The 26,661-nt window shown below is 67.5% G+C and carries 23 protein-coding genes; 22 read left to right on the top strand and 1 reads right to left on the bottom strand.

The annotated features are described in order from the left end of the window. The first annotated feature begins 5 nt into the window (after positions 1-5). The 21 genes from J2Y49_RS15005 to J2Y49_RS14905 all read left to right on the top strand — a co-directional run bounded on the left by J2Y49_RS15005 (position 6) and on the right by J2Y49_RS14905 (position 23,903). Positions 6-1,508 (top strand): sugar ABC transporter ATP-binding protein, encoded by a 1,503-nt coding sequence (locus J2Y49_RS15005; RefSeq protein ID WP_310115661.1) that lies wholly within the window; start codon positions 6-8, stop codon positions 1,506-1,508. 11 nt (positions 1,509-1,519) lie between these two features. After that, positions 1,520-2,497: an ABC transporter permease gene (locus tag J2Y49_RS15000; RefSeq protein ID WP_310115660.1), complete on the top strand. Its 978-nt coding sequence runs from the start codon at positions 1,520-1,522 to the stop codon at positions 2,495-2,497. A gap of 11 nt (positions 2,498-2,508) precedes the next feature. After that, positions 2,509-3,501, top strand: a complete 993-nt coding sequence (locus J2Y49_RS14995) for an ABC transporter permease (protein ID WP_310115659.1) — start codon at positions 2,509-2,511, stop codon at positions 3,499-3,501. Between the two features lie 23 nt (positions 3,502-3,524). Then, entirely contained in the window at positions 3,525-4,610 is a 1,086-nt protein-coding gene (locus J2Y49_RS14990; RefSeq protein ID WP_310115658.1) for an aldose 1-epimerase family protein, read from the top strand. A gap of 31 nt (positions 4,611-4,641) precedes the next feature. After that, entirely contained in the window at positions 4,642-5,565 is a 924-nt protein-coding gene (rbsK, locus tag J2Y49_RS14985; protein WP_310115657.1) for a ribokinase, read from the top strand. Between the two features lie 83 nt (positions 5,566-5,648). Then, positions 5,649-7,289 (top strand): FGGY-family carbohydrate kinase, encoded by a 1,641-nt coding sequence (locus J2Y49_RS14980; RefSeq protein ID WP_310115656.1) that lies wholly within the window; start codon positions 5,649-5,651, stop codon positions 7,287-7,289. A 439-nt stretch (positions 7,290-7,728) separates the two neighbouring features. Continuing rightward, a complete protein-coding gene (locus J2Y49_RS14975; protein WP_310115655.1) occupies positions 7,729-8,865 on the top strand; it encodes an ABC transporter substrate-binding protein in 1,137 nt (378 codons plus the stop codon). A gap of 21 nt (positions 8,866-8,886) precedes the next feature. Beyond that, positions 8,887-9,792 carry a branched-chain amino acid ABC transporter permease gene (locus tag J2Y49_RS14970; RefSeq protein WP_310115654.1) on the top strand — a complete coding sequence of 302 codons (906 nt, stop codon included), beginning with the start codon at positions 8,887-8,889 and terminating at the stop codon, positions 9,790-9,792. A 1-nt stretch (position 9,793) separates the two neighbouring features. Further along, the gene (locus J2Y49_RS14965) at positions 9,794-10,753 is read left to right on the top strand and encodes a branched-chain amino acid ABC transporter permease (protein WP_310115653.1); all 960 of its coding nucleotides are present in this window, start codon (positions 9,794-9,796) and stop codon (positions 10,751-10,753) included. Further along, on the top strand, positions 10,750-11,538 hold the full coding sequence (locus J2Y49_RS14960; RefSeq protein ID WP_310115652.1) for an ABC transporter ATP-binding protein: 789 nt from the start codon (positions 10,750-10,752) through the stop codon (positions 11,536-11,538). The genes J2Y49_RS14965 and J2Y49_RS14960 overlap by 4 nt, the downstream gene beginning before the upstream one ends. 50 nt (positions 11,539-11,588) lie before the next feature. Continuing rightward, positions 11,589-12,293: an ABC transporter ATP-binding protein gene (locus J2Y49_RS14955; RefSeq protein WP_409017853.1), complete on the top strand. Its 705-nt coding sequence runs from the start codon at positions 11,589-11,591 to the stop codon at positions 12,291-12,293. 157 nt (positions 12,294-12,450) lie between these two features. Continuing rightward, the gene (locus J2Y49_RS14950; protein ID WP_310115649.1) at positions 12,451-13,671 is read left to right on the top strand and encodes an FAD-dependent monooxygenase; all 1,221 of its coding nucleotides are present in this window, start codon (positions 12,451-12,453) and stop codon (positions 13,669-13,671) included. Positions 13,672-13,684: 13 nt separating this feature from the next. Continuing rightward, positions 13,685-14,440: an Asp/Glu racemase gene (locus tag J2Y49_RS14945; protein WP_310115648.1), complete on the top strand. Its 756-nt coding sequence runs from the start codon at positions 13,685-13,687 to the stop codon at positions 14,438-14,440. Between the two features lie 15 nt (positions 14,441-14,455). Continuing rightward, positions 14,456-15,262 (top strand): alpha/beta hydrolase, encoded by an 807-nt coding sequence (locus tag J2Y49_RS14940; protein ID WP_310115647.1) that lies wholly within the window; start codon positions 14,456-14,458, stop codon positions 15,260-15,262. Between the two features lie 24 nt (positions 15,263-15,286). Continuing rightward, positions 15,287-16,333 carry a 2,5-dihydroxypyridine 5,6-dioxygenase gene (locus tag J2Y49_RS14935; RefSeq protein ID WP_310115646.1) on the top strand — a complete coding sequence of 349 codons (1,047 nt, stop codon included), beginning with the start codon at positions 15,287-15,289 and terminating at the stop codon, positions 16,331-16,333. Next, a complete protein-coding gene (locus tag J2Y49_RS14930; protein ID WP_310115645.1) occupies positions 16,330-16,944 on the top strand; it encodes an isochorismatase family protein in 615 nt (204 codons plus the stop codon). Before J2Y49_RS14935 ends, J2Y49_RS14930 begins: the two co-directional genes overlap by 4 nt. A 79-nt stretch (positions 16,945-17,023) precedes the next feature. Then, complete coding sequence (locus J2Y49_RS14925) at positions 17,024-17,764, top strand: TetR family transcriptional regulator (protein ID WP_310115643.1); 741 nt, start codon at positions 17,024-17,026, stop codon at positions 17,762-17,764. A 114-nt stretch (positions 17,765-17,878) separates the two neighbouring features. Continuing rightward, positions 17,879-18,292 (top strand): hypothetical protein, encoded by a 414-nt coding sequence (locus J2Y49_RS14920; RefSeq protein WP_310115642.1) that lies wholly within the window; start codon positions 17,879-17,881, stop codon positions 18,290-18,292. Positions 18,293-18,501: 209 nt separating this feature from the next. After that, positions 18,502-20,205 carry a methyl-accepting chemotaxis protein gene (locus J2Y49_RS14915; protein WP_310115641.1) on the top strand — a complete coding sequence of 568 codons (1,704 nt, stop codon included), beginning with the start codon at positions 18,502-18,504 and terminating at the stop codon, positions 20,203-20,205. A gap of 534 nt (positions 20,206-20,739) precedes the next feature. Next, positions 20,740-21,417 (top strand): TerC family protein, encoded by a 678-nt coding sequence (locus tag J2Y49_RS14910; RefSeq protein WP_310115640.1) that lies wholly within the window; start codon positions 20,740-20,742, stop codon positions 21,415-21,417. 452 nt (positions 21,418-21,869) lie between these two features. Further along, complete coding sequence (locus J2Y49_RS14905; RefSeq protein ID WP_310115639.1) at positions 21,870-23,903, top strand: ELWxxDGT repeat protein; 2,034 nt, start codon at positions 21,870-21,872, stop codon at positions 23,901-23,903. A gap of 85 nt (positions 23,904-23,988) precedes the next feature. On the opposite strand, the gene J2Y49_RS14900 is transcribed toward J2Y49_RS14905, so the two are convergent. Next, positions 23,989-24,927: an exonuclease domain-containing protein gene (locus J2Y49_RS14900; RefSeq protein WP_310115637.1), complete on the bottom strand. Its 939-nt coding sequence runs from the start codon at positions 24,925-24,927 to the stop codon at positions 23,989-23,991. A gap of 285 nt (positions 24,928-25,212) precedes the next feature. Here J2Y49_RS14900 and J2Y49_RS14895 point away from each other — a divergent pair, with 285 nt between their 5' ends. Next, a complete protein-coding gene (locus J2Y49_RS14895) occupies positions 25,213-26,646 on the top strand; it encodes an FAD-binding oxidoreductase (protein WP_310115636.1) in 1,434 nt (477 codons plus the stop codon). Positions 26,647-26,661: the final 15 nt, after the last annotated feature.

The raw sequence follows: 26,661 nt of genomic DNA, 5'->3' as shown, positions 1-26,661 counted from the left end.
AAGACATGTCAGACGGTTTCATCGAACTCCGCGGCATCCGGAAGGTATTTTCCGGCGTCGTCGCGTTGGACGCCATGTCCCTGGTCATCAAGCCCGGCGAGATCCACTGCCTGGCCGGAGAGAACGGGTCGGGCAAATCCACCGTCATCAAGATCATGTCCGGCGTCTATCAGCCGGACGGCGGCGAAATCCTGATCGACGGCAAGCCGGTGCCGGGCATGACGCCGATCGGCGCCATCGCCCACGGCGTCCAGGTCATCTACCAGGACTTCTCCCTGTTCGGGAACCTGACGGTCGCCGAGAATCTGGCGATGAACGTCCATCTGGGCGAGAAGCGGCGCCTGATGAACTGGCGGCGCACCCGCGCCATCGCCCGCGAGGCGGTCGACCGGCTCGGCGTGGAGCTGGATTTGAATGCCGAGGTCGCCTCGCTGCCGACGGCCGGCAAGCAGCTGGTCGCCATCGCCCGCGCGCTGATGTCCGACGCCCGCCTGATCATCATGGACGAGCCGACGACGGCCTTGACCCGCAAGGAGGTCGAGACGCTGTTCCGCATCGTCCGCGACATCCAGGCGCGCGGCATCGCCATCCTTTTCGTCAGCCACAAGATGCGCGAAATGCTGGAGATCAGCGAGCGCATCACCGTCATCCGCAACGGCCGCAAGGTGGCGGAGGGGCCGACCGGCGACTTCGACGAGGCGTCGATCACCCGCCACATGACCGGCGGCGACATCCTCAACGAACCCTATGTCTGGACCCCGCCCCCCGGCCCGCCTCCGGTGCCGCGTCTGGAGATCCGCGGCCTGACCGTGCCCGGCAAATGCGAGGGGCTGGATCTAGCCATCCGGCCGGGCGAGATCGTCGGGTTGTCGGGCCTGCTCGGCTCCGGCCGCACCGATTTGGCACTGGCGCTGTTCGGCATGGTCCCGCGCCATGAGGGCGAAATCCTGATCGACGGTGCGCCGGTGCGGCTGCGCTCGACCCAGGAGGCCATCAAGGCCGGCATCGCCTATGTGCCGGAGGACCGGCTGAGCGAGGGGCTGTTCCTGCCGCAGAGCATCAAGCGCAACATGCTCGCCACCTCCTACGAGCGGCTGGCGCGCAAGCTGGTGATCGACCGCGACCGGGCGGAGGAGATGACGCAGGGCATGGTTCGCGCCATGCAGATCGCCACCCCCACCGCCGAGAAGCCGGTGATGCAGCTGTCGGGCGGCAACCAGCAGCGCGTGGTTCTGGCCCGCTGGCTGCTGACCGATGCCCGCGTGCTGATCCTCAACGGCCCGACCGTCGGCGTCGATGTCGGGTCGAAGGCGGAAATCCACGCCAAGATCCGGGAGCTGGCGCAGCATCACGGCCTTGCCGTGCTGATGATCTCCGACGACGTGCCGGAGCTGGTGCAGAACTGCAACCGCATCGTGCTGATGCATCGCGGGCGCTTCATCGAGGATCTGCCCGCCGCCGACGTCACCGAAGAGACGGTCAGCGACCGGCTCAAGACCTTTACCTAGGGGAGGAACCGATGGCCCTGCTCCGCCGGTCGGAAATGGTCATCGCGGGCATCCTGCTGCTCGCCATGGTCCTCATCGGCACGATCAACCCTGCCTTCTGGCAGCTCGACAACCTGTTCAGCCTGATGCGCAGCAACGTCATCATCGGCATCATGGCCTTGGGCGTGCTGCTGGTTCTGATCTCCGGCGGCATCGACGTGTCCTTCCCGGCCTTCGCCGTCGCCTCCATGTATCTGACGATCAAGGGCATGCTGGCGCTGGGATACAATGGCGTCGTGCTGCCTCTGCTGGCCGCCACCCTGATGGGTCTGCTGCTTGGCGCGGTAAACGGATTCTTCGTCTACAAATTCCGCATGATCCCGCTGATCGTGACGCTGGGCACCAGCGCCATGGTCCGCGGCTTCCTGCTGGGCGTCGTCGGCACCAGCATGATCAACATCAACAAGATGCCGACCGCGCTGATCGACTTCGCCCGCACCGACGTGATCAGCGTGACCAAGGCCGACGGCACCACCTATGGCCTGACGGCGATGGTGCTGATTTATCTGGGGCTGGCGGTCGCCATGCATCTGGTGCTGCGCTACACCATGATCGGCCGCAGCGCCTATGCGCTGGGCGGCGATCCCGAGGCGGCGCGGCGCGCCGGCTTCGACCTGCGCAAGACCATCTTCTTCATCTACTGCGTCGCCGGCGCGCTGGCCGGATTCGCCGGGCTGCTGCACAGCGGCATGATTTGGCTCGCCAACCCGCGCGACTTCGTGGGCCTTGAGCTGGACGTCATCGCCGCGGTGGTGCTGGGCGGCGCGTCGATCTTCGGCGGGCGGGGCAGCGTTCTCGGCACCATGCTCGGCGTCTTCATGCTGGTGATGGTCAAGAACAGCCTGATCATCATGAAAGTGGACACCACCTGGCAGCTGGTCGCCGTGGGTCTGATCGTCATCGTCGCGACCGCCCTGTCGGCGTGGCGCGACCGTCGCCGGATGGCGTGAGGAGGCGGATCATGAAGGCACAGATGAACATCCGCAGTCTGGTCAACCGCGACAACAACATCGTCCAGCTTCTGGTGATGACGGTGCTGATCTTCGCCGTGATGACGGCTCTCAGCCCCGACAAATTCCTGCGCTACTACAATTTCGAGTCCATCACCTACATCTTCCCCGAGCTTGGCCTGCTCTCCATCGCCATGATGATCGCCATGCTGACCGGCGGCATCGACCTGTCGGTGGTGGGGGTCGCCAATTTGTCGGGCATCCTGGCCGGCGTGCTGTTCCACAAGCTGGCGGGAGCCGCGGGCATCGCCGACACCGGCATCCTGACCGTCCTGCTGGGCGGGGTCATCGCGCTCGGCACCGGGCTGGTGGCGGGGACGGTGAACGGGCTGCTAATCACCCGGATGGGCATCACGCCGATCCTGGCGACGCTTGGAACGGGGCAGGTCTTCACCGGGCTCGCCATCGTGCTGACCGGCGGACCGGCCATCGTCGGCTTTCCGACCGCCTGGGCCTTCCTCGGCAACGGCAAGATCCTGGGGCTGGCGACGCCCTTCGTGCTGTTCGCCGCCATCGCCGCCCTGATCGCCTTCATGCTGACCCGCACCGCGCTGGGCATCAACCTGATGCTGATCGGCACCAACCCGAAGGCGGCGCTGTTCGCCGGGCTGAAGCGGGAACGGATGGTGCTCTACAGCTACATGCTGACCGGCGTGCTGGCATCGGTGGCCGGGATCATCCTGTCGGGGCGGACCAATGCGGCGAAGTCGGACTACGGAAACTCCTACCTGCTGCAGGCGGTGCTGATCGCCGTGCTGGGCGGCACCAACCCGGCCGGAGGGCGCGGCACGGTTCTGGGCATCACCATCGCCGTGGTGGCGCTGATGCTGCTGTCGAGCGGCTTCCAGATCCTGCGCTTCTCAAACCACCTGATCGACTTCATCTGGGGCGCGTTCCTGCTGCTGGTCATCGTGATCAACGCCTACAAGAACCGCACCCGCTAGCCCGCTCATTCGGGGGACCAGCCATGAACGTCCGAACCGCGATCCATTTCCGCAAGAGCTTCTTCGGCGAGGCGAAGCGCCCGATCGCCGAGGCGCACGGCATGACCGCCAGCCTGTTTCGCTACGACAGCGGGATCGAGGCGGTGCGGCTGTCCAACCGGCGCGGGCATCTGGTGGTGCTGCCCTATTACGGCCAGATGGTGTGGGACGCCGTGTTCGACGGCGTCGACCTGACCATGGCGAACATGTTCGACATGCCGCGTCCAGCCAGCGAGATCGTCGGTACCTATGGCTGCTTCGCCTTCCATTCCGGGCTGCTGCGCAACGGCTGCCCCGGCCCGCAGGACAGCCATCCTCTGCACGGCGAGATGCCCTGCGCGCCGATGGACGCCGCCGGGCTGGAGGTGGGGGAAGATGACGAAGGCCCCTACATGGCGGTGACGGGCCGGCGCGAGTATGTGATGGGCTTCGGCGCCCATTACGTTGCCCGCCCGCGCGTGGTTCTGCGCCCCGGTTCCGCCCTGTTCGACATCAGGATGGAGGTGGAGAACCTGTCGGGCGCGGCCATGGACCTGATGTACATGTGCCACGTCAACTTCGCCTTCGCCGAGGGTGCCCGCATCGTCCAGCCGGCTCCCTTCACGCCGGAGGCGACGGCGGTGCGCACGGTGGTGCCGGCCCATGTGCCGCGCAGCCCCGCCTATGACGCGCTGCTGTCCGACCTCGCCCGCGATCCCGCGGTGATGGAGGTGCTGGACGAGCCGCACCGCTACGACCCGGAGCAGGTCTTCTACATCCGCGGCCTGCGCACCGACGAGGAGGGCGGCACCGCACTGATGATGCGGCGGCGGGAGGGCGACGCCTTCCATATCGCCTACAGCACGCGGGAGTTCCCCAAGACGGTGCGCTGGGTGCTGGTCAACAGCGACCAGAAGGTCTGCGCCTTCGCCCTGCCCTCCACCTGCGAACCGGAGGGCTATAATGCGGAGGCGATGAAGGGCAATGTCCAGACACTGGCGGGCGGCGAGACGCGGCGCTTTTCCGTCCGGTTGGGCTACCTGACCGCCGACGAGGCCGAAGCCGAGGAATGCGCCATCCGGGCGCTGTGATTTAGGGCGCTGTGACAAGGAGATACCGAAGATGGGCAAGATCGCCGTGGTCGGCAGCAACATGGTCGACCTGATCACCTACACCGCCCGCATGCCCGGCCCCGGCGAGACCATCGAGGCGCCCCGCTTCGAGATGGGCTGCGGCGGCAAGGGCGCCAACCAGGCCATCGCCGCCGCACGGCTGGGGGCCGACGTGATGATGGTCACCAAGGTCGGCGACGACATCTTCGCCGACAACACCATCCGCAACTTCGAGGCATCGGGCATCGACACGCGTTATGTCGAGCGGGTGCCCGGCACCTCCAGCGGCGTCGCCCCGATCTTCGTCGAGCCCTCGGGCGAGAACAGCATCCTCATCATCAAGGGCGCCAACGCCCTGCTGTCGCCGGCCGACGTCGACCGCGCGGCGGAGGATCTGAAGGGCTGCGACCTGATCGTCATGCAGTTGGAAGTCCCGCTGGAGACGATCTACCACACCATCGAGTTCGGCGCGCGGCATGGCATCGAAACCTTGCTGAACCCGGCACCCGCCCCCGCCGATCTCGACCCCAAAAGGATCGAGCAAGTGACCTTCCTGGTGCCGAACCAGACGGAACTGGCGACCATCTCCGGCTTGGCCGTGAATTCGGAGGCGGAGGCCGAGACGGCGGCGCGCTCCCTGATCGACCGCGGCATCCGCACCGTCATCGTCACGCTGGGAGCGCGCGGTGCCCTGCTGGTGACGAAGGGCGAGGAGACGCGGCGGATCGAACCGGTGCGGGTCACGCCGGTGGACACCACCGGGGCCGGCGACGCCTTCATCGGCAGCTTCGCGCGCTATTATGTGGAGAACCGCGACCTCGACGCCGCGCTGCACATGGCGGTGCGCTATGCCGCCGACAGCATCACCCGGCCGGGCACCCAGAAATCCTACGCCACCCGCGAGGCGTTCGAGGCCTTCTGCGCCAGCCTGTAGCTTTTTGATTTTCCGTGCGATTCACGCTTCAGACCATTCCGTCTGAAGCGATCACACTCGAAGCGTCGGACGGAGGACATGCCATGACGCGCGCCGTGATCGGGGTGGATGTGGGGACCGGCAGTGCCCGCGCCGGCATCTTCGACCTTGCCGGCCACCGGCTGGCCGCCGCATCGCGCCCGATCCGGATGTGGAAACCCGAGCCGGAATGGGCGGAGCAGTCCTCCGACGACATCTGGGCCGCCGTCTGCGCCGCAGTGCAAGAGGCGATGGAGGCTTGCGGCGAACGGCCGGAGGTGGTCGGCATCGGCTTCGACGCCACCTGCTCGCTGGTGGTGCTGGACGACGCCGGGCGGCCGGTGACGGTCGATCCGGAGGGGGACGACACCCGCAACGTCATCGTCTGGATGGACCACCGCGCCATCGACCAGACCGACCGCATCAATGCCGGCGGTCATGAGGTTCTGCGCTATGTCGGTGGCCGGCTGTCGCCGGAAATGCAGTCCCCCAAGCTGCTGTGGCTGAGGGAGAATCTGCCGCAAAGCTGGAGCCGCGCCGCCCATTTCTTCGACCTGCCGGATTTCCTGACCTGGCGCGCCACCGGAGCGACGCGGCGGTCGCTGTGCTCGCTGGTGTGCAAATGGACCTATCTCGGCCATGAGGGACGGTGGGACGATTCCTATCTCCGCGCCATCGGGCTGGGCGATCTGGTCGACGAGGGGCATGCGCGCATCGGCACCGATGTCGGCGCGGTCGGCAGCGCCATCGGCGGCGGCCTGACCGTCGAGGCGGCGCGCGAGCTTGGCCTGACGCCGGGCATCGCCGTCGGCACCTCCATGATCGACGCCCATGCCGGCGGGATCGGCGTCATCGGTGTGCCGCTCGCTGCATCGGCCACTGTCGATTACGACCGACGGCTGGCGCTGATCGGCGGCACGTCGAGCTGCCATATGGTGATGAGCCCGGCCGCACCGCGCTTCATTCCCGGCGTCTGGGGACCCTACCATTCCGCCATGCTGCCGGGCCTCTGGCTGAACGAGGGCGGGCAGTCGGCGACCGGTGCGTTGATCGACCATGTGGTGCAGGGCCATCCCCGCCATGCCGATCTCGTTGCCGAAGCGCAGCGGCGCGGAGCCACAATCTACCAACTGCTGAACGACGCGTTGGCCGCACTGGCCGGGCGTAGCGGCGGGCCGATGGCGATGCTGACGCGCGACCTGCATGTGCTGCCCGACTTCCATGGCAACCGCTCGCCGCGCGCCGACGCCAGCCTGCGCGGTGCCGTCAGCGGGCTTCGCCTGTCGGACGGGTTGGAGGATTTGGCCCTGCTCTATCTGGCGACTGTGCAGGCGGTGGCCTACGGCACCCGTCACATCGTCGCCGCGATGAACGACACCGGATTTGCCATCGATACCATCCTCGCCTGCGGCGGCGGCACCAAGAACCCGGTGTTCCTGGAGGCGCATGCCGACGCCACCGGCTGCACCCTGGTCCTGCCGGAGGAACCAGAGGCGGTGCTGCTGGGATCCGCCGTTCTGGGCGCGGTCGCGGCGGGCGCCTTCCCCGACATCGCCGCCGGCATGGCCGGCATGACCCGTGCCGGCCGCAGCATCGCACCGGCCGAAGGGCGTTTGCGCGTCTACCACGACGCCAAGTACAGCGTTTTCCTGCGCCTTCACGAAGACCAGATGACCTATCGCGCCCTGATGGCCGCAGCCGGCTGACCCCTCCGCAGCGCCATCGTCTTTTCGCCCGGCAGCCGCCCAAAAATTGGGCGGACTGCATGGAATGCATGTGCATGCGCGGATTTTGGGCACTGCGGCACGGCTGACTATTCGCGCGATCCTCGCAGCGGGCGGCGGGAACCGCCGGGTTCCACCGGCGCCGCCCTCTGGCCCGCATTTTGCGATGCAGCGTGAAATCCTCCGATCCGATCGCCGGACAGGCCAAGAATCGGGATTGACAGGGGGCGTCGGCCCTCGTTAACGTTGGGACAAGAATTAATTGGGCGAATAATAAAATCGCCTAACCGTATGGAATACGGTTCATAAGCACCCCGAATGGGGGCAACCCCTGCGCGCGTCACCGGCAAGATCCGGCACCCGCGCAGGCGTGGGATCACGACCAATTCCACAGATTTCCCAAGGGACAGGAGGGTTAGAGATGTACCGCTATGTTCTGGGATGCGCACTTGCGGCCGGTGTCGCCGCATCGGGTTCGGCCAACGCGCAGGACAGCGTGAAGATCGGCCTCGTCGAGCCGCTGACGGGCTCCGTCGCCTATAACGGAAAATCGGTGGTCGAGGGCGCCAAGCTGGCGGTCGAGCAGATCAACGCCAAGGGCGGCGTGCTCGGCAAGCCGGTGGAACTGGTGATCGAGGACGGGCAATGCGCCCCGGCCAACTCGGTCAACGCCGTCGAAAAGCTGGTGCAGAAGGACAAGGTCGCCGTTCTGGTCGGCGCCTTCTGCAGTTCTGCCACCGCGGCGATCATGCCGGTGGCGGCGAAGTACAAGATCCCGCTGGTGACCGGCGTGTCGTCGAGCGCCGCCCTGACCGAACAGAACAATCCCTGGTTCTTCCGCGCGGCCGAAACCGATGCGCTGATGGCCAAGGCCTTCGCCAAGATCCTCGCCAACGATCTGAAACTGAAATCCGTCGCCTATGTCGGCGTCAACGACGACTGGGGCCGCGGCGGGGTGGAGGAATTCTCCCGCGACCTGTCGGCGCTGGGCGTGAAGACGGCCCTGACCGAGTATTTCGACCACGGCTCCACTGATTTCTTCACCCTGCTGACCAAGCTGCGCGCCGCCAAGCCCGACGGCATCTTCGTCGCGGCGGAAACGCAGGACGGCTCGATCCTCGTCAAGCAGCTTCAGGAAATGGGGGTGCAGAGCAAGGTGTTCGGCGTCGGGTCCTGGGCGACCGCTGACTTCATCAACCTGACCGGCGACGCGGCCGAAGGCATCTATGCCGCCGTTCCCTACGTCTCCAGCGTCGACACCCCGCGCAACCAGGATTTCGTGAAGGCCTATGAGGCCAAGTACAAGGTGAAGCCCGGCAAGTATGGCGCGGCCGGCTACAACGCGCTGAACATCACGGCGCAGGCCATCGCCCGGGCCGGCAGCACCGATCCGGAGGCCATCCGCACGGCGCTGGGCAAGACCGACTACAAGGCGCCGAACGGCGAATACCGCTTCACCGCCAAGGGTCAAGCCTACGGCTTCGACGCCGTGCTGGTGCGCATCGAAGGCGGGACGCCGAAGGTCGTCGCCTCCTCCCCCGTCGAAGCGCCGCAGTGAGGCGGCACGGCCCTAAGCCCCATGCCCCACGCGACGAGCGAGGCTGAGACTGCAATGGATCTGTTCCTGCAATTCCTGACCAACGGGCTGGTGGTCGGCGTCTTCTATGCGCTGTCGGCGCTGGGGCTGACGCTGATCTTCGGCTTGATGCGGGTGGTCAACTTCGCCCATGGCGAATTCTACATGCTGGGCGGCGTGGTGGGGTGGTTCGTCACCACCTACCTCGGGCTCGATTTCTTCTCAGGTCTGGTGCTGGTGGCGCTGGCGATCGGCAGCTTCGGCTGGCTGGTGGACCGCTTCCTGATCGAGCGCGTCCGCGGCCAGGGCGAGGAGCCGGGTATCCTGCTGACCATCGGTCTGTCGATCTTCCTGGTCAACATCACCCTGCTCGCCATCGGCCCGGCGCCGCTGAAGGTCGCCCGCGCCATCACCGAAGGGCCGATCTTCCTCGGCCCCGTCACCATCACCAAGATGCGTCTGCTCGCGATGGTCATCGGCGTCGCGCTGATCTTCGGCGCGCATGCCATCATCCACCGCACCCGGCTGGGCAGCGCCATGCGCGCCACCTTCCAGGACCCGATGGCCGCCAGCCTCGCCGGCATCCGCACCAAACAGGTCTATGCCGCGACCTTCGCGCTGGGCTGCACCCTGTCGGCGCTGTCCGGCATGTTGCTGGCCAGCATCTATTCGGCCCAGGCGTCGGTCGGCGGGCTGGTCAGCCTGAAGAGCTTCGTCGTGGTGATCCTGGGCGGCATGGGCAGCTTCCCCGGCGCCATCGCCGGCGGCCTGTTGCTGGGCGTCGCGGAGGCGCTGTGGGGCGGCTATGTCGCCACCGGCATGGTCGACATCATCGGCTTCCTGCTGGTCATCCTGATCCTGGTGCTGCGGCCGCAGGGTCTGTTCTCGATCCGGGCGGAGAGGGCCTGACATGACGCTCGAACGCAACATCCTCCTCGGCCTCGGGGTCCTGGCGGCGCTGCTGCCCTTCGCGATCACCGACCAGTACATCCTGCATCTCGCCATCATGGCGATCTTCTACGCCATCCTCGCCAACAGCCTTAACCTGGTGGTGGGCTATGTCGGCGAATTCTCGCTCGGCCACACCGCCTTCCTCGGCACCGGGGCCTACACCGCGGCGCTGCTGTCGGTGAATGCCGGCTGGCCGATGTGGGCGGCGATACCGGCGGCGGGCGTGGTGGCCGCGCTGTTCGGGCTTGCCATCGGCGCCATCACGCTGCGCCTGCAGGGTCCATATTTCGTCATCGTCACCCTGTCCTTCGCCGAGGTGCTGCGCATCGTCGCCAACAACTGGATCGCCGTGACCAACGGTCCGATGGGACTGGCCGGTGTCGGCCAGGGCGGCATCGCCAACAAGAGCGCCTTCCTCGCCATCGTGCTGGGGCTGGCTGCGCTGACCTTCTACCTGTCCTACCGCTTCGTCTATTCCAACGCCGGCCGCGCCGCGGTGGCGGTGCGCGAGAACCGGTACGTTGCGCAATCGATCGGCGTGAACCCCTTCGGCACCGCCATGCAGGCCTTCGTTCTGGGCGCCTTTCTGGCCGGGTTGGCCGGCGGATTCTATGCCTTCTACATCTCCTTCGTCGGACCGGAGGTGTTCCGCTTCGCCTTCATGGCGACGATCATCATCATGGTGCTGATGGGCGGCAAGGGCACACTGCTGGGTCCGGTGGTGGGGGCGGTCATCGTCACCCTGCTGGAGGAATATCTGCGCGAACTGCAGGAACTGCGCCTGTCCCTGTTCGGGCTGATCGTGATGGCGATCGTGCTGTTCCTGCCCAACGGCCTGATGGGCTTCATCGCCCGCCGCCGCGAACAGCGCGGCGACGCCCCGTCCCTCTCCCCCGCCATCGAGGAGCGCACCGTATGACCGCCCTTCGCATGACCGAACCGCTTCTGCGGGCCGAGAACCTGACGATGCGCTTCGGCGGCATCACCGCGGTGAAGCAGGTGGGGTTCGCGGTCGCTCCCGGCGAGATCGTCGGGCTGATCGGCCCGAACGGCGCCGGCAAGACCACCTGCTTCAACATGCTGACCGGCTTCTACACGCCGACGGAGGGCCGGGTTTTCTTCAGGGGCACCGACATCACCAGCTACAAGCCGCATGCCATCGCGCGGCTCGGCCTGATCCGCAGCTTCCAGAAGACCAACGTGATGAAGCGGCTGACGGTGTTCGAGAATGTGCTGACCGGCCATTACATGGAAGGCCGCCAATCGCTGCTCGCCACCTTCTTCCCCGGCGAGAAGGTCCGCCGCGCCGAACGCGAGGCGCGGGAGAGTGCCGCCGCCATCGTCGAGACCATGGGCCTGTCGCGCCGCATGAACGCCCCGGCGCATCTGCTGTCCTGCGGCGAGCTTCGCCTGTTGGAGGTCGCTGTGGCGCTGGCCGCCAAGCCGACCCTGCTGATGCTGGACGAACCCGCCGCCGGGCTGAACAGCCACGAGGCGATGCAATTCGGCGAAACGCTGAAGACCCTGGTCGGCAAGGCGGTGCAGTCGCTGCTGATCGTCGAACACAACATGGAGCTGGTCATGGGGGTGTGCGACCGCATCGTCGTGCTGAACTTCGGCCAGATGCTGGCGGAAGGCGAACCGCGCGCGATCCTGGACAACCCGAAGGTCGCCGAGGCCTATCTCGGCAAGGCGGCGGCATGAGCGCGATCACCATGGAAGCCCCGGACACGGCCGCAGGCGTGGCGGAACCGGTGCTGCGGGTGCGGGACCTGCATGTCTCCTACGGCAGCACCGCGGCGCTGCACGGCATCTCGCTCGACGTCCATGCCGGGGAGACGGTGGCGCTGATCGGCGCCAACGGCGCCGGCAAGAGCACGACGCTGCGCGCCATCTCCGGCCTGCTGAAGGCGCGGTCGGGAAGCATCGCCTGGAACGGCAAATCGATCGCCAACCGCCCGCCGGAGGAGATCGTCGCCGCTGGCATCGCCCATTGCCCCGAGGAACGCCATGTCTGGCCCGGCATGACGGTGGAGGAGAACATCGCGCTCGGCGCCTATCTCTGCCGCTCGAAGGACGAGGTGCGCACCCGCATGGGCATGGCCTTCCACCGCTTCCCGCGCCTGCGCGAACGGGCGCGGCAGATGGCGGGCACGCTCAGCGGCGGCGAACAGCAGATGCTGGCCATCGCCCGCGCGCTGATGTCGGAACCCCGCCTGCTGATGCTGGACGAGCCCAGCCTGGGCCTCAGCCCGCGCATGGCCGAGGAGGTGTTCGACGTGGTGCGCGCCATCAACGCCCATGGCGTCACGGTGCTGCTGGTCGAACAGAACATCCACAACGCACTGGCCGTCGCCAGCCGCGCCTATGTGGTGAAGACCGGCCGCATCGCCGCCGCCCGCCCGGCTGCGGAGCTGCGCGGCGACCCGGAACTGCTGAAGGCTTATCTTGGCGGGTGAGCGGCGGGCGGCGTTAGACCCCCACCCTGACCCTCCCCCGCCCAGCGGGGGAGGGTCAGGGTGGGGGCAAGCCGCGCCAAACCTCTGGCGCCAAACGCAAATACTAATTAAACAGCCGGCCGATTAATTGTCGGCGTCTCCCTGAAGGAGGGATAGAGTGAGAAGCAAACCGCGGATCGGAATCGTCGGCGGCGGCATCGGCGGCGTGGCGCTGGCCGGCTGCCTGCTGCAACGGGGCTTCGAGGTGCGTCTGTTCGAGCGCGCGTCCGGCTTCGGCGAGATCGGCGCCGGCATCCAGATGACGCCGAACGCCGTCAAGGTCATCAAGACCCTGGGCCTGCTGGACAAGATGCTGGAGGCGGGCTTCCTGCCGCAGGCGCTGGTCGGGCGCAACTGGCGCACGGCGCGGGAGAATTTCCGCACGCCGCTGACCGACTGCCCGACCCTGTACGACGCCCCCTTCATCCATATTCACCGCGCCGACCTGCATTCCATCCTGGCTTCGGTGGTGCCGGAGTCGATCGCGACCTTCGGCGTTGGCTGCACCGGTGTCCGGCAGGAACCGAACGGCGCCGTCGCCACCTTCGAAGACGGCAGCGAGTTCGAGGCCGACCTGATCGTCGGCGCCGACGGTGTGCGCTCCGCCGTGCGCACCGCCCTGTTCGGTCAGGAGGCGCCGCGCTTCACCGGCCACATGTGCTACCGCGCCGTGGTGCCGGTCGGCGGCCCGGTGGATTTCGTGGCGCCGGAGGCGTCCTTCTGGTTCGGCCCAAAGAGCCACGTCGTCACCTACTATGTCCGCGGCGGCAAGGCGGTGAACATCGTCGCGGTTGCCGAGACCAGCGAGTGGGTCGAGGAAAGCTGGAACGCGCCCAGCAGCCGCAGCGAATTGCTGAGCGCCTTCCAGGGCTGGCACCGCAATGTGGAGACGCTCTTCCAGCGGGTGGACACCGTCTACAAATGGGGCCTGTTCGACCGCGATCCGATGACGAGCTGGTCGAAGGGCCGGGTGACTCTGATGGGCGACGCCGCCCACCCGATGCTGCCCTTCCTGTCGCAGGGTGCCGCCATGGCGATCGAGGACGCCTATGTGCTGGCCGCCTCGCTGGAGGGCCACGGCCGCGACGTGCCCGCCGCCCTGCGCGACTATGAGCGCGAGCGGCTGCCCCGCACCAGCCGGGTCCAATTGGAGGCACGGGAGCGCGGGCGGACCTACCACCTGCCCTCGCCCATCGCCCAGGCCAAGCGCGACTTCGTCTATTGGCTGCGCGGCCTGATCAACCCGCAGGCCACCGGCATCCAGGCCAACTGGGTCTACGAATACGACGCCCGCAAGTTCCGCCCCGGCGTCGCCGCCGCCTCCGAACTCGCCGCCTGAGGGACGCTCCGCAATGACCACCCGCACCTATCGCATCGGCCAGATCGTCCCCAGCTCCAACACCACGATGGAGACGGAGATCCCGGCGATGCTGACCGCCCACTCGCTGGCGCACGGCACCCGCTTCACCTTCCACTCCAGCCGCATGCGCATGAAGACGGTCGCCAAGGAAGAGCTGGCGGCGATGGACGGCGAATCCGACCGTTGCGCGCTGGAACTCACCGACGCCCGCGTCGACGTGCTGGGCTATGCCTGCCTCGTCGCGATCATGAGCATGGGCCGCGGCTACCACCGCGTCTCGCAGGAGCGGCTGCAGGGCCGCACGGTGGAGAACGGGGCGCCGGCGCCGGTCATCACCAGCGCCGGCGCCCTGGTCGATGCGCTCCCCGTCATCGGTGCCAAGCGCATCGCGCTGGTCGCCCCCTACATGAAGCCGCTGACCAAGCTGGTCATCGACTACATCGAGCATGAAGGGGTGGAGGTCGCCGACTGGCGGGCACTGGAGATCCCCGACAATATCGCCGTCGGCCGCCATGACCCGGAGCGCCTGCCGGAGATCGTCGCCGGGATGGACACCCGCAACGTCGACGCCATCGTGCTGTCGGCCTGCGTGCAGATGCCGTCGCTGCCGGTGATCGCGAAGGTGGAGGCGATGACCGGCAAACCGGTGGTCACCGCCGCCGTCGCCACCACCTACGCCATGCTGAAGGCGCTCGATCTGAAAACGGTGGTGCCCGGCGCCGGTGCGCTGTTGTCCGGCGCCTATTGAGGGGGGGGAAACGGCATGAGCAGCACCTTCCAATACGGCGCCAACATCCGCGCCAACGGCATCCGCCAGCATTACCTGCGCTATGGCGGCAGCGGCCGTCCGGTCGTGATCGTGCCGGGCATCACCAGCCCGGCGCCGACGTGGGGCTTCGTCGCCGAGCGCTTCGGCCGCAACTTCGACACCTATGTGCTGGACGTCCGCGGGCGCGGCCTGTCGGAAGCCTCGGACACGCTCGATTACGGGCTGGACGCCATGGCCGCCGACGTGGCCGCCTTCGCGGTGGAGCTGGGGCTGGAGGACTATGCGCTGGTCGGGCACTCCATGGGTGCGCGCATCGGGCTGCGGGCGGTTAGCCGTCATCGGGCCGAGCCCGGCTGCCTCGTCATGGTCGATCCGCCGGTGTCGGGACCGGGCCGCCGCCCCTACCCGGCGCAGCTTCCCTGGTATGTCGATTCCATCCGCCTGATGGCGCAGGGCGCCGATCTGGAGGCGATGCGTCCCTTCTGCCCGACCTGGACCGACGAACAGCTGCGCCTGCGAGCGGAATGGCTGCACACCTGCGACGAGCGGGCCATCGTCGCCGCCTATGAGGGCTTCCGGACCGACGACATCCACGCCGACCTGCCGCGCCTGCGCTGCCCGGCCCTGCTGATCGCCGCCGGCCGCGGGGACGTGATCCTGCCGGACGAGGAGGCGGAGATCCGCGACCTCAACCCGGTCATCGGCATGGTCCGGGTGGAGAACGCCGGGCACATGATCCCCTGGGACGACGAGGAAGGCTTCTACCGCGCGTTCGGCGATTTCCTCGGCAAGCCGGTCTGACCCCCAACAGAAAGGACCCCCGCGATGTCCGTCAGCGATGCCGACATGGTCCGCGCCTGGACCCATGTCCTCACCCTGTCCAACCTGAAGCCCGGTGACACGGTCACCCTGCTGACCAGCGCCAACACCCATCCGCAGACCCTGCAGACCGCGCGGATCGCCGCCGGGATGATGGGGGCGGTGGTGAACCGGCTCGACCTGCCGCCGATGAATGCCGAATTCGCGCACAGCCGCGACAGCTTGGCCTATCTCGGCACCACGCCGCTGACCGGGAACCGCGCCGCCATCGCGGCGCTGAAGGAAAGCGACATCGTTCTCGACCTGATGACGCTGCTGTTCTCGCCCGAACAGGCGGAAATCCTGGAGAGCGGCACCCGCATCCTGCTGGCCGTCGAACCGCCGGAGGTGCTGGTCCGCCTGCTGCCCAGCCTTGAGGACAAGGCCCGTGTCGGCGAGGCCGCCGCCCTGCTGGCGGGGACGAAGGAGATGACCGTCACCTCGGCCGCCGGCACCGAGCTGCGGCTGCCGCTGGGGGAGTTCCCGGCGATCCAGGAATACGGCTTCGTCGACGAGCCCGGCCGCTGGGACCATTGGCCGAGCGGCTTCGGCCTGACCTTCCCCAACGAAGGCAAGGCGGAGGGCCGCGTCGTGCTTGAGCGCGGCGACATCCTGCTGCCGATGAAGTCCTACGTCATGGACCGCATCGAGATGACGGTGGAGAAGGGCTATGTCACCTCGATCACCGGCGGGATGGATGCCGATCTGCTGAACGACTACATGGAGGTCTTCGACGATCCGGAGGCCTATGCCGTCTCTCATGTCGGCTGGGGCCTGCAGAAGCGGGCGCGCTGGTCGACGCTCGGCTTGTATGACCGGGAGGGCACCATCGGCATGGACGCCCGCGCCTTCGCCGGCAACTTCCTGTTCTCCATGGGGCCGAACAACGAGGGCGGCGGGTCGCGCACCACCGCCTGCCACATCGACATCCCCATGCGCAACTGCACCGTCCGGCTGGACGGCCGCGAGGTGGTCCGCGCCGGCCGCCTTCTGGAAGAGGAGTCCGTGGCATGAGCGAGCCGACGCAAGCGGTCTACGAGCGGCAGGGCTTCGGCCAGTCGCTGGGCATCCAGGGGCGGATCGGCCTGCTGATCGTCGATTTCGTCAACGGCTTCGCCGACCCGGCGGTGTTCGGCGGCGGCAACATCCCCGTCGCCATCACCCGCACGGTGACGGTGCTGGAAGAGGCGCGCAAACGCGGCTGGCCGGTCGCCCACAGCCGGATCGTCTATGCCGACGACGGATCGGACGCCACGGTCTTCTCGATCAAGGTGCCGGGCATGCTGACGCTGACGGAGGACGCCCCGGCCAGCGCCATCGTCCCGGAACTGAGACCGGCCGCGGGCGAGCTGGTGGTACGCAAGACCAACCCGTCGGCCTTCTTCGGCACCGGCCTCGCCCCCTGGCTGACTCGGATGGGGGTGGAGACGCTGCTGGTCGCCGGCTGCACCACATCGGGATGCGTGCGGGCCAGCGTGGTGGACGCCATGTGCCACGGCTTCCGGCCGGTGGTGCTGTCCGACTGCGTCGGCGACCGGGCCATCGCCCCGCACGAGGCCAACCTGTTCGACATCGCCCAGAAATACGGTGACGTCGTACCCGCCGAGCGTGTGCTGGCGCCGTGACGGGGTGAAAGGAGTGGATGCGCCCTTGCCCAAGGATGATATACGTGTCCGCGACAAGGACGATTCCTCCGCGGAAGCCATGAAATCAGCGAGTTCACAGTCCAAGGCGGCCCCGGAACCGGAGGCGGCGCCGCCGGAATCGGCAGGCAAAAGGGGACGCCCGACGCAACGCCGCCGGGCCGGTCCCGGCCGTCCGGAAGGCGTCAGCAACGTGCGCGACGAGATCCTCGACGCGGCGGAGATCGAATTCGCCAACCTCGGTTATGCCGGCACCAGCCTGCGCAACGTCGCCGAGGCCGCCCAGGTGACGCAGGCGCTGATCAACTATTACTTCGGCTCCAAATACGGCCTGTTCGAAGAGGTCTTCCTGCGCCGCGGGCGGCAGATCGCCGATGACCGCATGCAGCGGCTGGAGGAGCTGCGCCGCAGCGGCAAGCCCCCGGCGGTGGCGGACATCGTCCGCGCCTTCCTGATGCCGGCCCTGTCGATGCGCTCCACCGCGGCCGGCCGCACCTTCATGCGGCTGCAGGCGCGGCTGCACACCGAACCGCCGGAGATCTCCTACAAGCTGCGCAACGAGGCCTACGAGACCTCGACCCGCCTGTTCACCGAAACGCTGCGCGACGCCCTGCCGCATCTGTCGGAAAAGGACGTCTACTGGCGGATGACTCTGATGATCGGCGCCTATCTCTACGCCTTCTCCGACACCCACCGGCTGGAGGAGATGGCGCCCGGCATCGTAAACCCGGACGATCCGGAGGAGATCCTGAAGGCGATCACCAGCTTCGTCACCGCCGGCATGCTGGCTCCGGCACCCTGAGGGGGCTCCGGCCCCCTTCCCCGCCTCTTCAAGGGCAAAACTGATCTGCATCAAGGCGCCTCCACCTCCTGTTGCGGCCTTATTAATCGGTCGATCAATTAGAGAGCGCCGATCATGCCGAACTCCTTTCCCGCATCCCCTGCCGCTCCCGCCCGCACCATCGCCCGCGGCGGCTGGTGCGCGTCCCTGCTGGCGCGCTGGCGCAGCGGGCGCCAGATGCAGGCACTGGCGGCGCTGGAGCCGCTTGACCGCAAGGCGGTGCTGCAGGACGCCGGGCTGACCGAGGGTGACCTGCCGGCCCTTGCCCGCGGCGGCCATGTGCAAACCCTGCTGCCGGCCGCGCTTGCTCTGCACGGCCTCGACGGTGCCGCGCTGGAGACCGAACGGGGCGACGTCATGCACGACCTTGCGCGGGTGTGCATGCATTGCCGCAAGTCCCGCGCCTGCACCCGGCTGCTGGCCGGCGGCACCCGCGACGATCATGACCGCATCTGCCCGAACGCACCCACCATGGCGTCACTGGAGTAGCGCCGCACCAACGCCGGCCGCCGGTGCGGGCCACACGGTCGGCAAGAAAAACTGTTTGTTCGGACACAAACTATTGTCTATCATATTTCAGTCAATGCAATCGTATAGCAATTACTCGGGCCGGGGATCTCCTGCTCCCGCTGCAGCCGGTTGCCTTGGGCAGAAAGCCCCCACTCGGCCCACCCAATATCCTCGGAAAGAGATACGCCATGGCCCTGCACCGCTGGTTTTCCGACCGGAAACTGGTCCATAAGCTGCTGATCCCGGCGGTCCTGCTGCTTGCCGTGATGGGAAGCGTGGTCTGGACCGCCCGGTCGGCGCTGATCGACCTGACCGCTTCCACCAGCCGGGTGACCGATGTGGTGGCCGGACGGCTGTCGGCGGCGCTGGCGATCCAGTCGGCCATGAGCGACGCGATGGACGCGGAGTCCAACGCGCTGGTCGCCGGCACGCGCGAGCGCATCGACGCCGCCTTCGCGACCTACAAGGACAACATCCGCAAGGCGACGGACGCCATCGACCGCCTGGCCGCGGCCTATGACGCCCCGGCCGACCGCGAGGCGATTGCCGGCATCAAGTCCATCGTCGGCGAGTATGAACGGGTGTCGCAGAAGGCGGTCGATCTGGCGCGGGCCTACGACACCGACAGCGCGATTCGCGTGTCGATCGACGTCGGCCGCCCGGTCCGGCAGAAGCTGACCCTGGCGCTGTCGGAGCGGGTGGACCACAGCCTGGAGGAGACCAAGCGCGCCGAGGAGCGGGCATTGGCCCTGTCCTCCAGCGTCATGACCCGCCTGTATGCGGTCGCCGGCGTCGGTCTGCTGGTCGCCTTCGGCCTGTTCGGCTCCATCATCGTGGCCTTCGTCGTCCGGCCGCTGCACCGGCTGGTCGCCGACATGACGGCCATCGCCGATGGCAACCTCGCGGTCGACATCCAGGGCGCGGCGCGCCGGGACGAGGTCGGGCTGCTCGCCCGCGCGCTGCAGGTGTTCAAGAGCAACGGCCTCGCCATGCGCAGCCTGCAGGAGGAGCGCGAGGCGCAGAAGCTGCAGGCCGAGCGCGACCGGCAGGCCGCCATGCGGGCGCTGGCCGACCGCTTCGACGCCGACGTGCAGGACGTGGTGCAGGCGGTGGCGTTGGCCGCGCGCCACCTGCGCGGCAATGCCGAGACCATGACCGCCATCGCCTCCCACACGACGGAGCAGGCCTCGACCGTCGCCGCCACCACGGCGCAATCCTCCGCCAATGTCGCCACCGTCGCCGCGGCGTCGGAACAGCTGGGCAGCTCCATCGGCGAGATCGGCCGGCAGGTCAACGCCGCCGCCGCCATCGCCCGCAACGCGGTCGAGGAAGGCGAGCGGACCAACGCGCTGGTCGCCCGGCTGGTGCACGCGGCCCAGAAGATCGGCGACGTGGTCAGCCTGATCCAGAACATCGCCAGCCAGACCAACCTGCTGGCGCTGAACGCCACCATCGAGGCGGCGCGTGCCGGCGAGGCCGGCAAGGGCTTCGCCGTGGTGGCGCAGGAGGTGAAGGCGCTCGCCACCCAAACCGCCCAGGCGACCGAGGAGATCGGCAGCCAGATCGCCGAAATCCAGACGGTGACCGACGGCACGGTGACGGCGATCCAGACCATCGGCCGCACCATCAACGACGTCGATTCCATCGCCGGCGCCATCGCCGCGGCGGTGGAACAGCAGACCGCCGCCACCCAGGAGATCGGCCGCAACATCCAGCAGGCGGCCCAGGGAACCCAACTGGTGACCGGCAACATCGCCGCGGTCAGCAGCTCCGCCGGGCAGGTCGGTCAGGCGGCCGGGGAGGTTCTGGGCGCCGCCGACAGCCTGTCCCGCGACTCCGACCGCCTGCGCGAGCGGATCCAGGCCTTCATCGGCGAGGTCCGCGCGGCCTGACGCAAGGATCCGGACCGGCCCCGGATGGAACGTTTGAAACGCCGTGGAACGGTTTTCCGGGCCTGTTTCATTGTTCCATCCGCCGGCCGCATGGATGCGCAACGCCGGGTTCAGGCCGCGAAGACGGCGGTTTCGCTCGATTGTTTCGGAAGAAGGACGAGTGAACCGCCGCCACCGGGCCATGCCTTCCCTCCGCCGGATGAAACACAGGGGGTCACCGGGTTCTACCACCACCGGCGGCCGCCGCTAAGCACGGGATGAAAATCGCCGTTTTGCGGCCGGGAGCTTTCCCGCGCCGAACGCCGTCCGCTGCATGGCCGTTGCAGCCAAACCGCAATTGTCATGTGCGGAGCGTTCGTCTAAAAGTCGGCCCTGCCAGGCCGGGCCCCTCTGACAGTTCGTCGAACTGTGATGTCGGACTGGAAAGACGTTCAGAGTGGCCCCGACCCGTGCCTGCCGGCAGCGTTCATTCCGTATGTCCGGATCGGCCCCGTGGGTGCCACTCTCTTGCCCGATGTAAGAGGAAAGCACCATATGACCGATCTGTTCACGGCCGACGCGCTGGCCGCGTTGCTTCAGGTGATCGCCATCGACCTTGTGCTGGCAGGCGACAACGCCATCGTCGTCGGCATGGCGGCCGCCGCGGTGCCGTTGGCCCAGCGCCGCAAAGTCATCTTCTGGGGAATCGCCGCGGCCATCGTGCTGCGCATCTTCTTCGCCCTCATCACCACGCAGCTGCTGGCGATCATCGGCCTGACGCTGGCCGGCGGCGTGCTGCTGCTGTGGGTCTGCTGGAAGATGTTCCGCGAACTGCGCAGCCATGGGGAGGACGAGATCGCCCCCGACGAGGCGATGGACATGCCCGATTCCGCGGGCGTCGCCACCGCCGGTTCTGCCGGCAATGCCGCCGTCGCGGCGGTCGGAGCCACCACGGTCGGGGCAGCCATCTGGCAGATCGTCGTCGCCGACGTGTCGATGTCGCTGGACAACGTGCTGGCGGTGGCCGGCGCCGCCAAGGAGCACCCGACCATCCTGGTGATCGGGCTGGTGCTGTCGGTCGTGCTGATGGGTGCGGCCGCCAACATGATCGCCCATGCGCTGCACAAGCACCGCTGGATCGGCTGGGTCGGCCTGCTCATCATCACCTATGTCGCCCTCGACATGATCTGGCGCGGCAGCAACGAGGTTCTCCGGCAGATGGCGCTTGTCTGACCGCAGCTTTCCGCACCCGCCGGCGGGAACCATCAGCCGGTTCGAAGCCATTGCAATAAAGTAGTATAGGCACAGACCTGTGAGGCCATTCACAGTGCGTTAATCTGTAGGGCCTTATGGTCTCTCCAGGTTCATCGTTTCCTCCCGAACCTGAACTAAAGGCCGCGCCGTCCTGGCAGCGGCCTTTTTCTTTTCCGGACTTTCCCAGCCAACCGGAAGGAGTCGGAACAGCCGATAACTTCCCCAGTTCTAATTGTTGAAGGTGAGACGGTTGCAGAGTTTGTTCCGCTAAATTATACCGACGCCGCAGCATTGGTCATTTGAAATTAGGGAGAAATCAAACAGGTTTATCTGCCGTCTTTAGATTTACATAAGCCGCGTTTGACTGCCCCGAAATTATCACAGCATGACTTCATCTGCTCCGGGCAATGCTTCATCCGATTGGAGGGGGCATGGCACAGGCAAAGATCGCTGTTTTCACGGCCACGATGCAAAGCACGGGGACCGAGCCCTGGATCACCGACGGCACGCCATCGGGGACCCGCCTGCTCGCCGACATCAGGGCGGGCGAGCAGGGAAGCGCCCCCAGCGATTCCGTCGTCGCCGGCGGCAAGCTGTTCTTCACCGCGGATGACGGCGTGCATGGCCGCGAGCTCTGGGTCACCGACGGAACCGGCGGCGGAACCCGGCTGTTCGATGCCGCGGCCGGTGCCGCATCCAGCACCCCGGACGACCTGACGGTGGTCGGCGATCGGCTATTCTTCACCGCCGACGACGGCGTTCATGGCCGCGAGCTTTGGGTGAGCGATGGAACCGCGGCCGGCACGCGGATGGTGGCGGACCTCATGCCGGGGGGCCAGGGGGCCTCGCCGTCGGCGCTGACGGCCGCCCATGGCCGGCTCTACCTGCATGCGGATGGCGGGGCGCAGGATGGGATCTGGAGCTCCGACGGCACCGCCGCGGGAACCCGCCTTTTTCATGAGATGGCGCCCCTCGCCCCATGGTCCCAGGGCATCACGCTGATCGGCATGCCCGACGGAGGGCTGGCCTTCCACGAGGGATCGGCATCCTGGCCGTCCAAGCTCACCTTCGTCGACGCCGCCGGCACAGCGACGGCCTTCACGCAGCTCGTTCCCGACGCCGGGGCCGTCCGTTATGCCGCCACGCCCGACGGTCTGGTGGCCTCCGTCACGACCGTGACCGAGTGGACCGGCAGCATGGAGTGGCCGACCGCCGTCCGTCATTCGACCTTCTGGGCCACCGACGGCACGCAGCAGGGCACCCGGTACCTCGGCGACCTGACGATGCAGGGTTGGGATCTCGGCGCCGTGGTCGGATCGCGCGACGGCCAGGTGATGTTCACGAGCAATATGGACACCTACCGGATCGAACAGGGCGCCGCCTCGAGAATCGGCGTGCTGGACACCGCCACTGGCGCGGTGGGCTACCTGCCGGGACAGGACCTCGCCCAGCCGCTCGGCTGGTTCGATCAGGGAAGCGCCGGCGGGGACGGCGACCGCCTGCTTTTCCTCGACGAGAACTATTGGTCGGGGGCCCAACGCCTGCTGGTCACCGACGGCACGCCCGAGGGGACCTCCCAGCTCCATCAGACCGATTGGATGTATGGGGATATCGAGCTCGCCGGCGACCGCGCCTTCTTCCTGACGGATCACGGCGAAGCCGGTCCCGCCGGCCTGTGGGTGACCGACGGAACATCCGAAGGCACCCGCCAGCTGTGGCAGACGGCAGGGGGAGCCTACGGCGACACGCTGCTCGGGGAGTTCGCTGGCGGCGTGCTGGGGTTCGACCGCGACTATTCGGCCCAGATCGACCGCTTCTTCCTGTCAGACGGCACGGCGGACGGCACCATCGTGCTGGCGGAGCTTCCCCCCGGAAGCGGGTCCGATTACTGGGACCACACGGCCAAGCTGATGGGCGTCATCGCGGCGCCGGGTGGCGCGGCACCGGACGACATCCGCAAGGGGACCGAAGGCGACGACACGCTGTGGGGGCTGGATGGCGCGGACAGAATTCACGGGCTGGGCGGCAACGACCGGATCCTGGCCGGCGCCGGGGACGACCGGCTGAACGGCGGCGCCGGCGCGGACTACATCGACGGGGCGGATGGCGCCGACCGCCTGTACGGCATGTCCGGACGGGACGTCCTGGTTCCGGGGGCGGGACGCGACATCGTCGACGGCGGCACCGGCGACGATGTGCTGCTGGCCGAACGGGACGGCGAGAGCGACCAGTTCTTCTTCGCCCCGGGCAGCGGCGCCGACGTGCTGACCTCCTTTGACCCGTCGTTGGACGTCATCATCCTGAAAGGGTTCGAGGCGGCCATCGGCACTGCGGCATGGCGGGCGGAGCATGTCGTCGCGCAGGGAGACGGTGTGCGGATCGATTTTGGCGGTGGAGACAGCCTCCTCGTCCTCGACACGATGGTGCAGGACCTGCGCTTCACGGTCATCGACCCGATCTTCTAGCGCGTGATCGGTTCAAGCGGAATCGCTTGAAGCGTGAATACGCGAGAAAGCCAGAAGCTTAGGGTCCGGCGTGGCTCACCTGCCGTCAACTGCGCCTTCCACCGCCGGACGCCGCGACCATGGCGAAGAACTGCGCCTCGTCGATGGTGTCGGGCTTGCCGTATTTGGCGCGCCGGGCGGCGGCGGTGTCCAGCTTGGTGGCGCCGGGGGCGTGGCCGACGACGAGATAGTCGGTGTCCTTGCGGACGCTGTGATGCCAGCTTCCGCCCAGCGCCAGGATGCGGGCCATGACGGCTTCGCGCGACAGGCCGGTCAGTTCGCCGGTGACGGCGAAGGCATAACCAGCGATGCCGTGCGTGATCGGCGCGGCCGGATGTCGGACCACCGGCGGCGGGTCGATCTGGTTGGTCGGCGCCAGATGGGGAACCGCCAGCATGTCGGCGCTGCCGAGCATCATCTTCTGGAACAGGCGGCTGGTGATCTCGGCATCGACGAAGGCGCCATGGAAGCGCGCGCGGATGCCGACATCGATGCCGTACAGGGTCGCCACCGCGTCGAGCGACACACGCCCCGCCACCTGCCCTCTTGCATGCTGCATGGTGCAAAGCGACTGGGCCGGCGCCCAGGGAATGCCGCAGAGCCGGAATTCATGCCGCAGGAACTCGATGTCGAAGCCGACATTGTGGCCGACCAGCACCGCGCCGTCCAGGAAGCCACGGATATCCTGGGCGACGCTGTGGAACGGATCCTGGTGGCGCAGCAGGTGATCCGGCAGCCCATGCACCCTCAGCGCATGCGGGTTCGACTTGCGCCCCGGATTGAAGATGAGGCTGAGACAGCGGCCGGTCGGCGTCGCCTCCGCCAGTTCGATCGCGGCGAAGCTGACCATGCGGTCGCCGCCGGCCGTCGACAGCCCGGTGGTCTCGCAGTCGATGACGACGAAGCGGCGGGCGGATGATTGCGTCCGGACGGGTTTCGCCGCCGCCGACGGACGGGCAAGCACTGCATCGGTCAAACGGCTCATGAACTCTCGCCCCGGAGGCAGGACGGTCCTGCCGGTTCACATACCCGCCGACTATAAGCAGGTCCGCCACCGCAGGTCGATAGTCCCTGCCGTCGCAGTGACGGCGGTTCGTCCGATCCGGCCACCCATCACTCCCGCCCCTGATATTTCGGTGCCTAACCAAAAATTCGGTCTCTATGCAAAAAGTGGATTGTTGGCGCACCAATCACGGGGTATCATATTTCAGTTGATGTAATCGAATAGCGATTACAAAGACAGACACCATGCAGATCAAGGAGATCGCGTGTGGACGTGATCGCTGAGCTGTCGGGCCTGATCGGCGCCGACGCCGTTCTGACATCCAAAATCGACCTGGAGGCCGCGACGGAAGACTGGCGCGGGCGCTATCGCGGTCCGGCGCTCTGCCTTGTCCGGCCGGCGAATACGGAACAGGTGGCGGAGGTGGTGCGCTGCTGCGCGCGGCACGGGATTCCGCTGCTGCCGCAAGGCGGCAACACCAGCCTGTGCGGCGGCGCCGTTCCTTCGGAAACGGGCCCGGCCCCGGTGATCCTCAATCTGGCGCGCATGCGCGCGGTCCGCAGCATCGACCCGGTCAACAGCACGATGGAGGTCGAAGCCGGCTGCGTGCTCGCCACCGTGCAGGAAGCGGCGGCGGCGGCGGGACGGCTTTATCCGGTCAGCCTGGGCGCGGAAGGCTCCTGCCAGATCGGCGGGACCATCGCGACCAATGCCGGCGGCACCTCGGTCCTGCGCTACGGCAACACGCGCGACAATGTGCTGGGGCTGGAGGTGGTGCTGGCCGACGGCACGATCTGGTCCGGGCTGTACGGCCTGCGCAAGAACAACACCGGCTACGACCTGAAGCACCTGTTCATCGGGTCGGAGGGGACGCTCGGCATCATCACCGCGGCGACGCTGAAGCTTCACCCGCTGCCGACGCGCCATGCCGTCGCCTGGGTCGGGATGGCCGATCCCGCCGACGCGCTGACCCTGCTGACCCGCGTACAGGAACGCTGCGGCGCCCGGCTGTCGGCCTTCGAGATGATCAACCGCCTCCAGCTCGATCTGGTGGTGGAGCAGGTTCCGGGCCGCCGCAGCCCGGTCGATACGCCGGCCGACTGGCATGTGCTGATCGAGCTGTCCGACAACAGCGGCGGCGACGCGCTGGACGCCGAACTTCAGGCGATCCTGGAGGACGCCTTCGCCGACGGGCTGCTGACCGACGCGGCGCTGGCCGCCAGCGACGCCCAGCGCCACGCCCTGTGGGAGGTGCGCCACAGCGTGTCGGAGGCGAACAAGAAGGCCGGCGTCGGGCTGACCACCGATTGCGCCGTGCCGCTGTCGGCGGTGCCCGCCTTCATCGCCGCCGCGACCGCCGCGGTGCGGGCGCTGGTGCCGGACCTGCCGGTGATCGTCGTCGCCCATCTCGGCGACGGCAACGTCCACTTCATCCCCTTCTTCACCTTCGACGCCTGGAATGCCGTGGGGACTGGGGCCGCCGACCGCGAGGCGCTGGCCGCCGCCATCCGCCATGCGGTGAACGACGAGGCCGCCCGACTTAACGGCACCTTCAGCGCCGAACATGGCGTCGGCCGCGTCCAGCTGGGCGAGATGGCACGCTACAAGCCCGCCGCCGAACTGGCGCTGATGCGCGCGGTGAAGCAGGCGCTCGACCCGCAGAACCTCTTCAATCCCGGCCGCCTGCTGCCGCCGGGCTGAGCACCCTTTCCGTCC

The sequence above is a fragment of the Azospirillum sp. BE72 genome (assembly GCF_031455875.1).
Lineage (GTDB): Bacteria > Pseudomonadota > Alphaproteobacteria > Azospirillales > Azospirillaceae > Azospirillum.
The sequence above is the reverse complement of the archived record's forward strand: the minus strand, read 5'-3'. Positions and strand labels throughout refer to the sequence as shown.

Excerpts from the sequence above, each read along its gene's own strand:
- J2Y49_RS14980 (WP_310115656.1), top strand. The coding sequence starts at position 5,649 with ATGACGCGCGCCGTGATCGGGGTGGATGTGGGGACCGGCAGTGCCCGC.
- J2Y49_RS14920 (WP_310115642.1), top strand. The coding sequence starts at position 17,879 with ATGCCGAACTCCTTTCCCGCATCCCCTGCCGCTCCCGCCCGCACCATC.
- J2Y49_RS14925 (WP_310115643.1), top strand. The coding sequence starts at position 17,024 with ATGAAATCAGCGAGTTCACAGTCCAAGGCGGCCCCGGAACCGGAGGCG.
- J2Y49_RS14915 (WP_310115641.1), top strand. The coding sequence starts at position 18,502 with ATGGCCCTGCACCGCTGGTTTTCCGACCGGAAACTGGTCCATAAGCTG.
- J2Y49_RS14975 (WP_310115655.1), top strand. The coding sequence starts at position 7,729 with ATGTACCGCTATGTTCTGGGATGCGCACTTGCGGCCGGTGTCGCCGCA.
- J2Y49_RS14965 (WP_310115653.1), top strand. The coding sequence starts at position 9,794 with ATGACGCTCGAACGCAACATCCTCCTCGGCCTCGGGGTCCTGGCGGCG.
- J2Y49_RS14960 (WP_310115652.1), top strand. The coding sequence starts at position 10,750 with ATGACCGCCCTTCGCATGACCGAACCGCTTCTGCGGGCCGAGAACCTG.
- J2Y49_RS15005 (WP_310115661.1), top strand. The coding sequence starts at position 6 with ATGTCAGACGGTTTCATCGAACTCCGCGGCATCCGGAAGGTATTTTCC.
- J2Y49_RS14910 (WP_310115640.1), top strand. The coding sequence starts at position 20,740 with ATGACCGATCTGTTCACGGCCGACGCGCTGGCCGCGTTGCTTCAGGTG.
- J2Y49_RS14945 (WP_310115648.1), top strand. The coding sequence starts at position 13,685 with ATGACCACCCGCACCTATCGCATCGGCCAGATCGTCCCCAGCTCCAAC.
- J2Y49_RS14930 (WP_310115645.1), top strand. The coding sequence starts at position 16,330 with ATGAGCGAGCCGACGCAAGCGGTCTACGAGCGGCAGGGCTTCGGCCAG.
- J2Y49_RS14970 (WP_310115654.1), top strand. The coding sequence starts at position 8,887 with ATGCCCCACGCGACGAGCGAGGCTGAGACTGCAATGGATCTGTTCCTG.
- J2Y49_RS14995 (WP_310115659.1), top strand. The coding sequence starts at position 2,509 with ATGAAGGCACAGATGAACATCCGCAGTCTGGTCAACCGCGACAACAAC.
- J2Y49_RS15000 (WP_310115660.1), top strand. The coding sequence starts at position 1,520 with ATGGCCCTGCTCCGCCGGTCGGAAATGGTCATCGCGGGCATCCTGCTG.
- J2Y49_RS14940 (WP_310115647.1), top strand. The coding sequence starts at position 14,456 with ATGAGCAGCACCTTCCAATACGGCGCCAACATCCGCGCCAACGGCATC.
- J2Y49_RS14905 (WP_310115639.1), top strand. The coding sequence starts at position 21,870 with ATGGCACAGGCAAAGATCGCTGTTTTCACGGCCACGATGCAAAGCACG.
- J2Y49_RS14935 (WP_310115646.1), top strand. The coding sequence starts at position 15,287 with ATGTCCGTCAGCGATGCCGACATGGTCCGCGCCTGGACCCATGTCCTC.
- J2Y49_RS14900 (WP_310115637.1), bottom strand. The coding sequence starts at position 24,927 with ATGAGCCGTTTGACCGATGCAGTGCTTGCCCGTCCGTCGGCGGCGGCG.
- rbsK (WP_310115657.1), top strand. The coding sequence starts at position 4,642 with ATGGGCAAGATCGCCGTGGTCGGCAGCAACATGGTCGACCTGATCACC.
- J2Y49_RS14990 (WP_310115658.1), top strand. The coding sequence starts at position 3,525 with ATGAACGTCCGAACCGCGATCCATTTCCGCAAGAGCTTCTTCGGCGAG.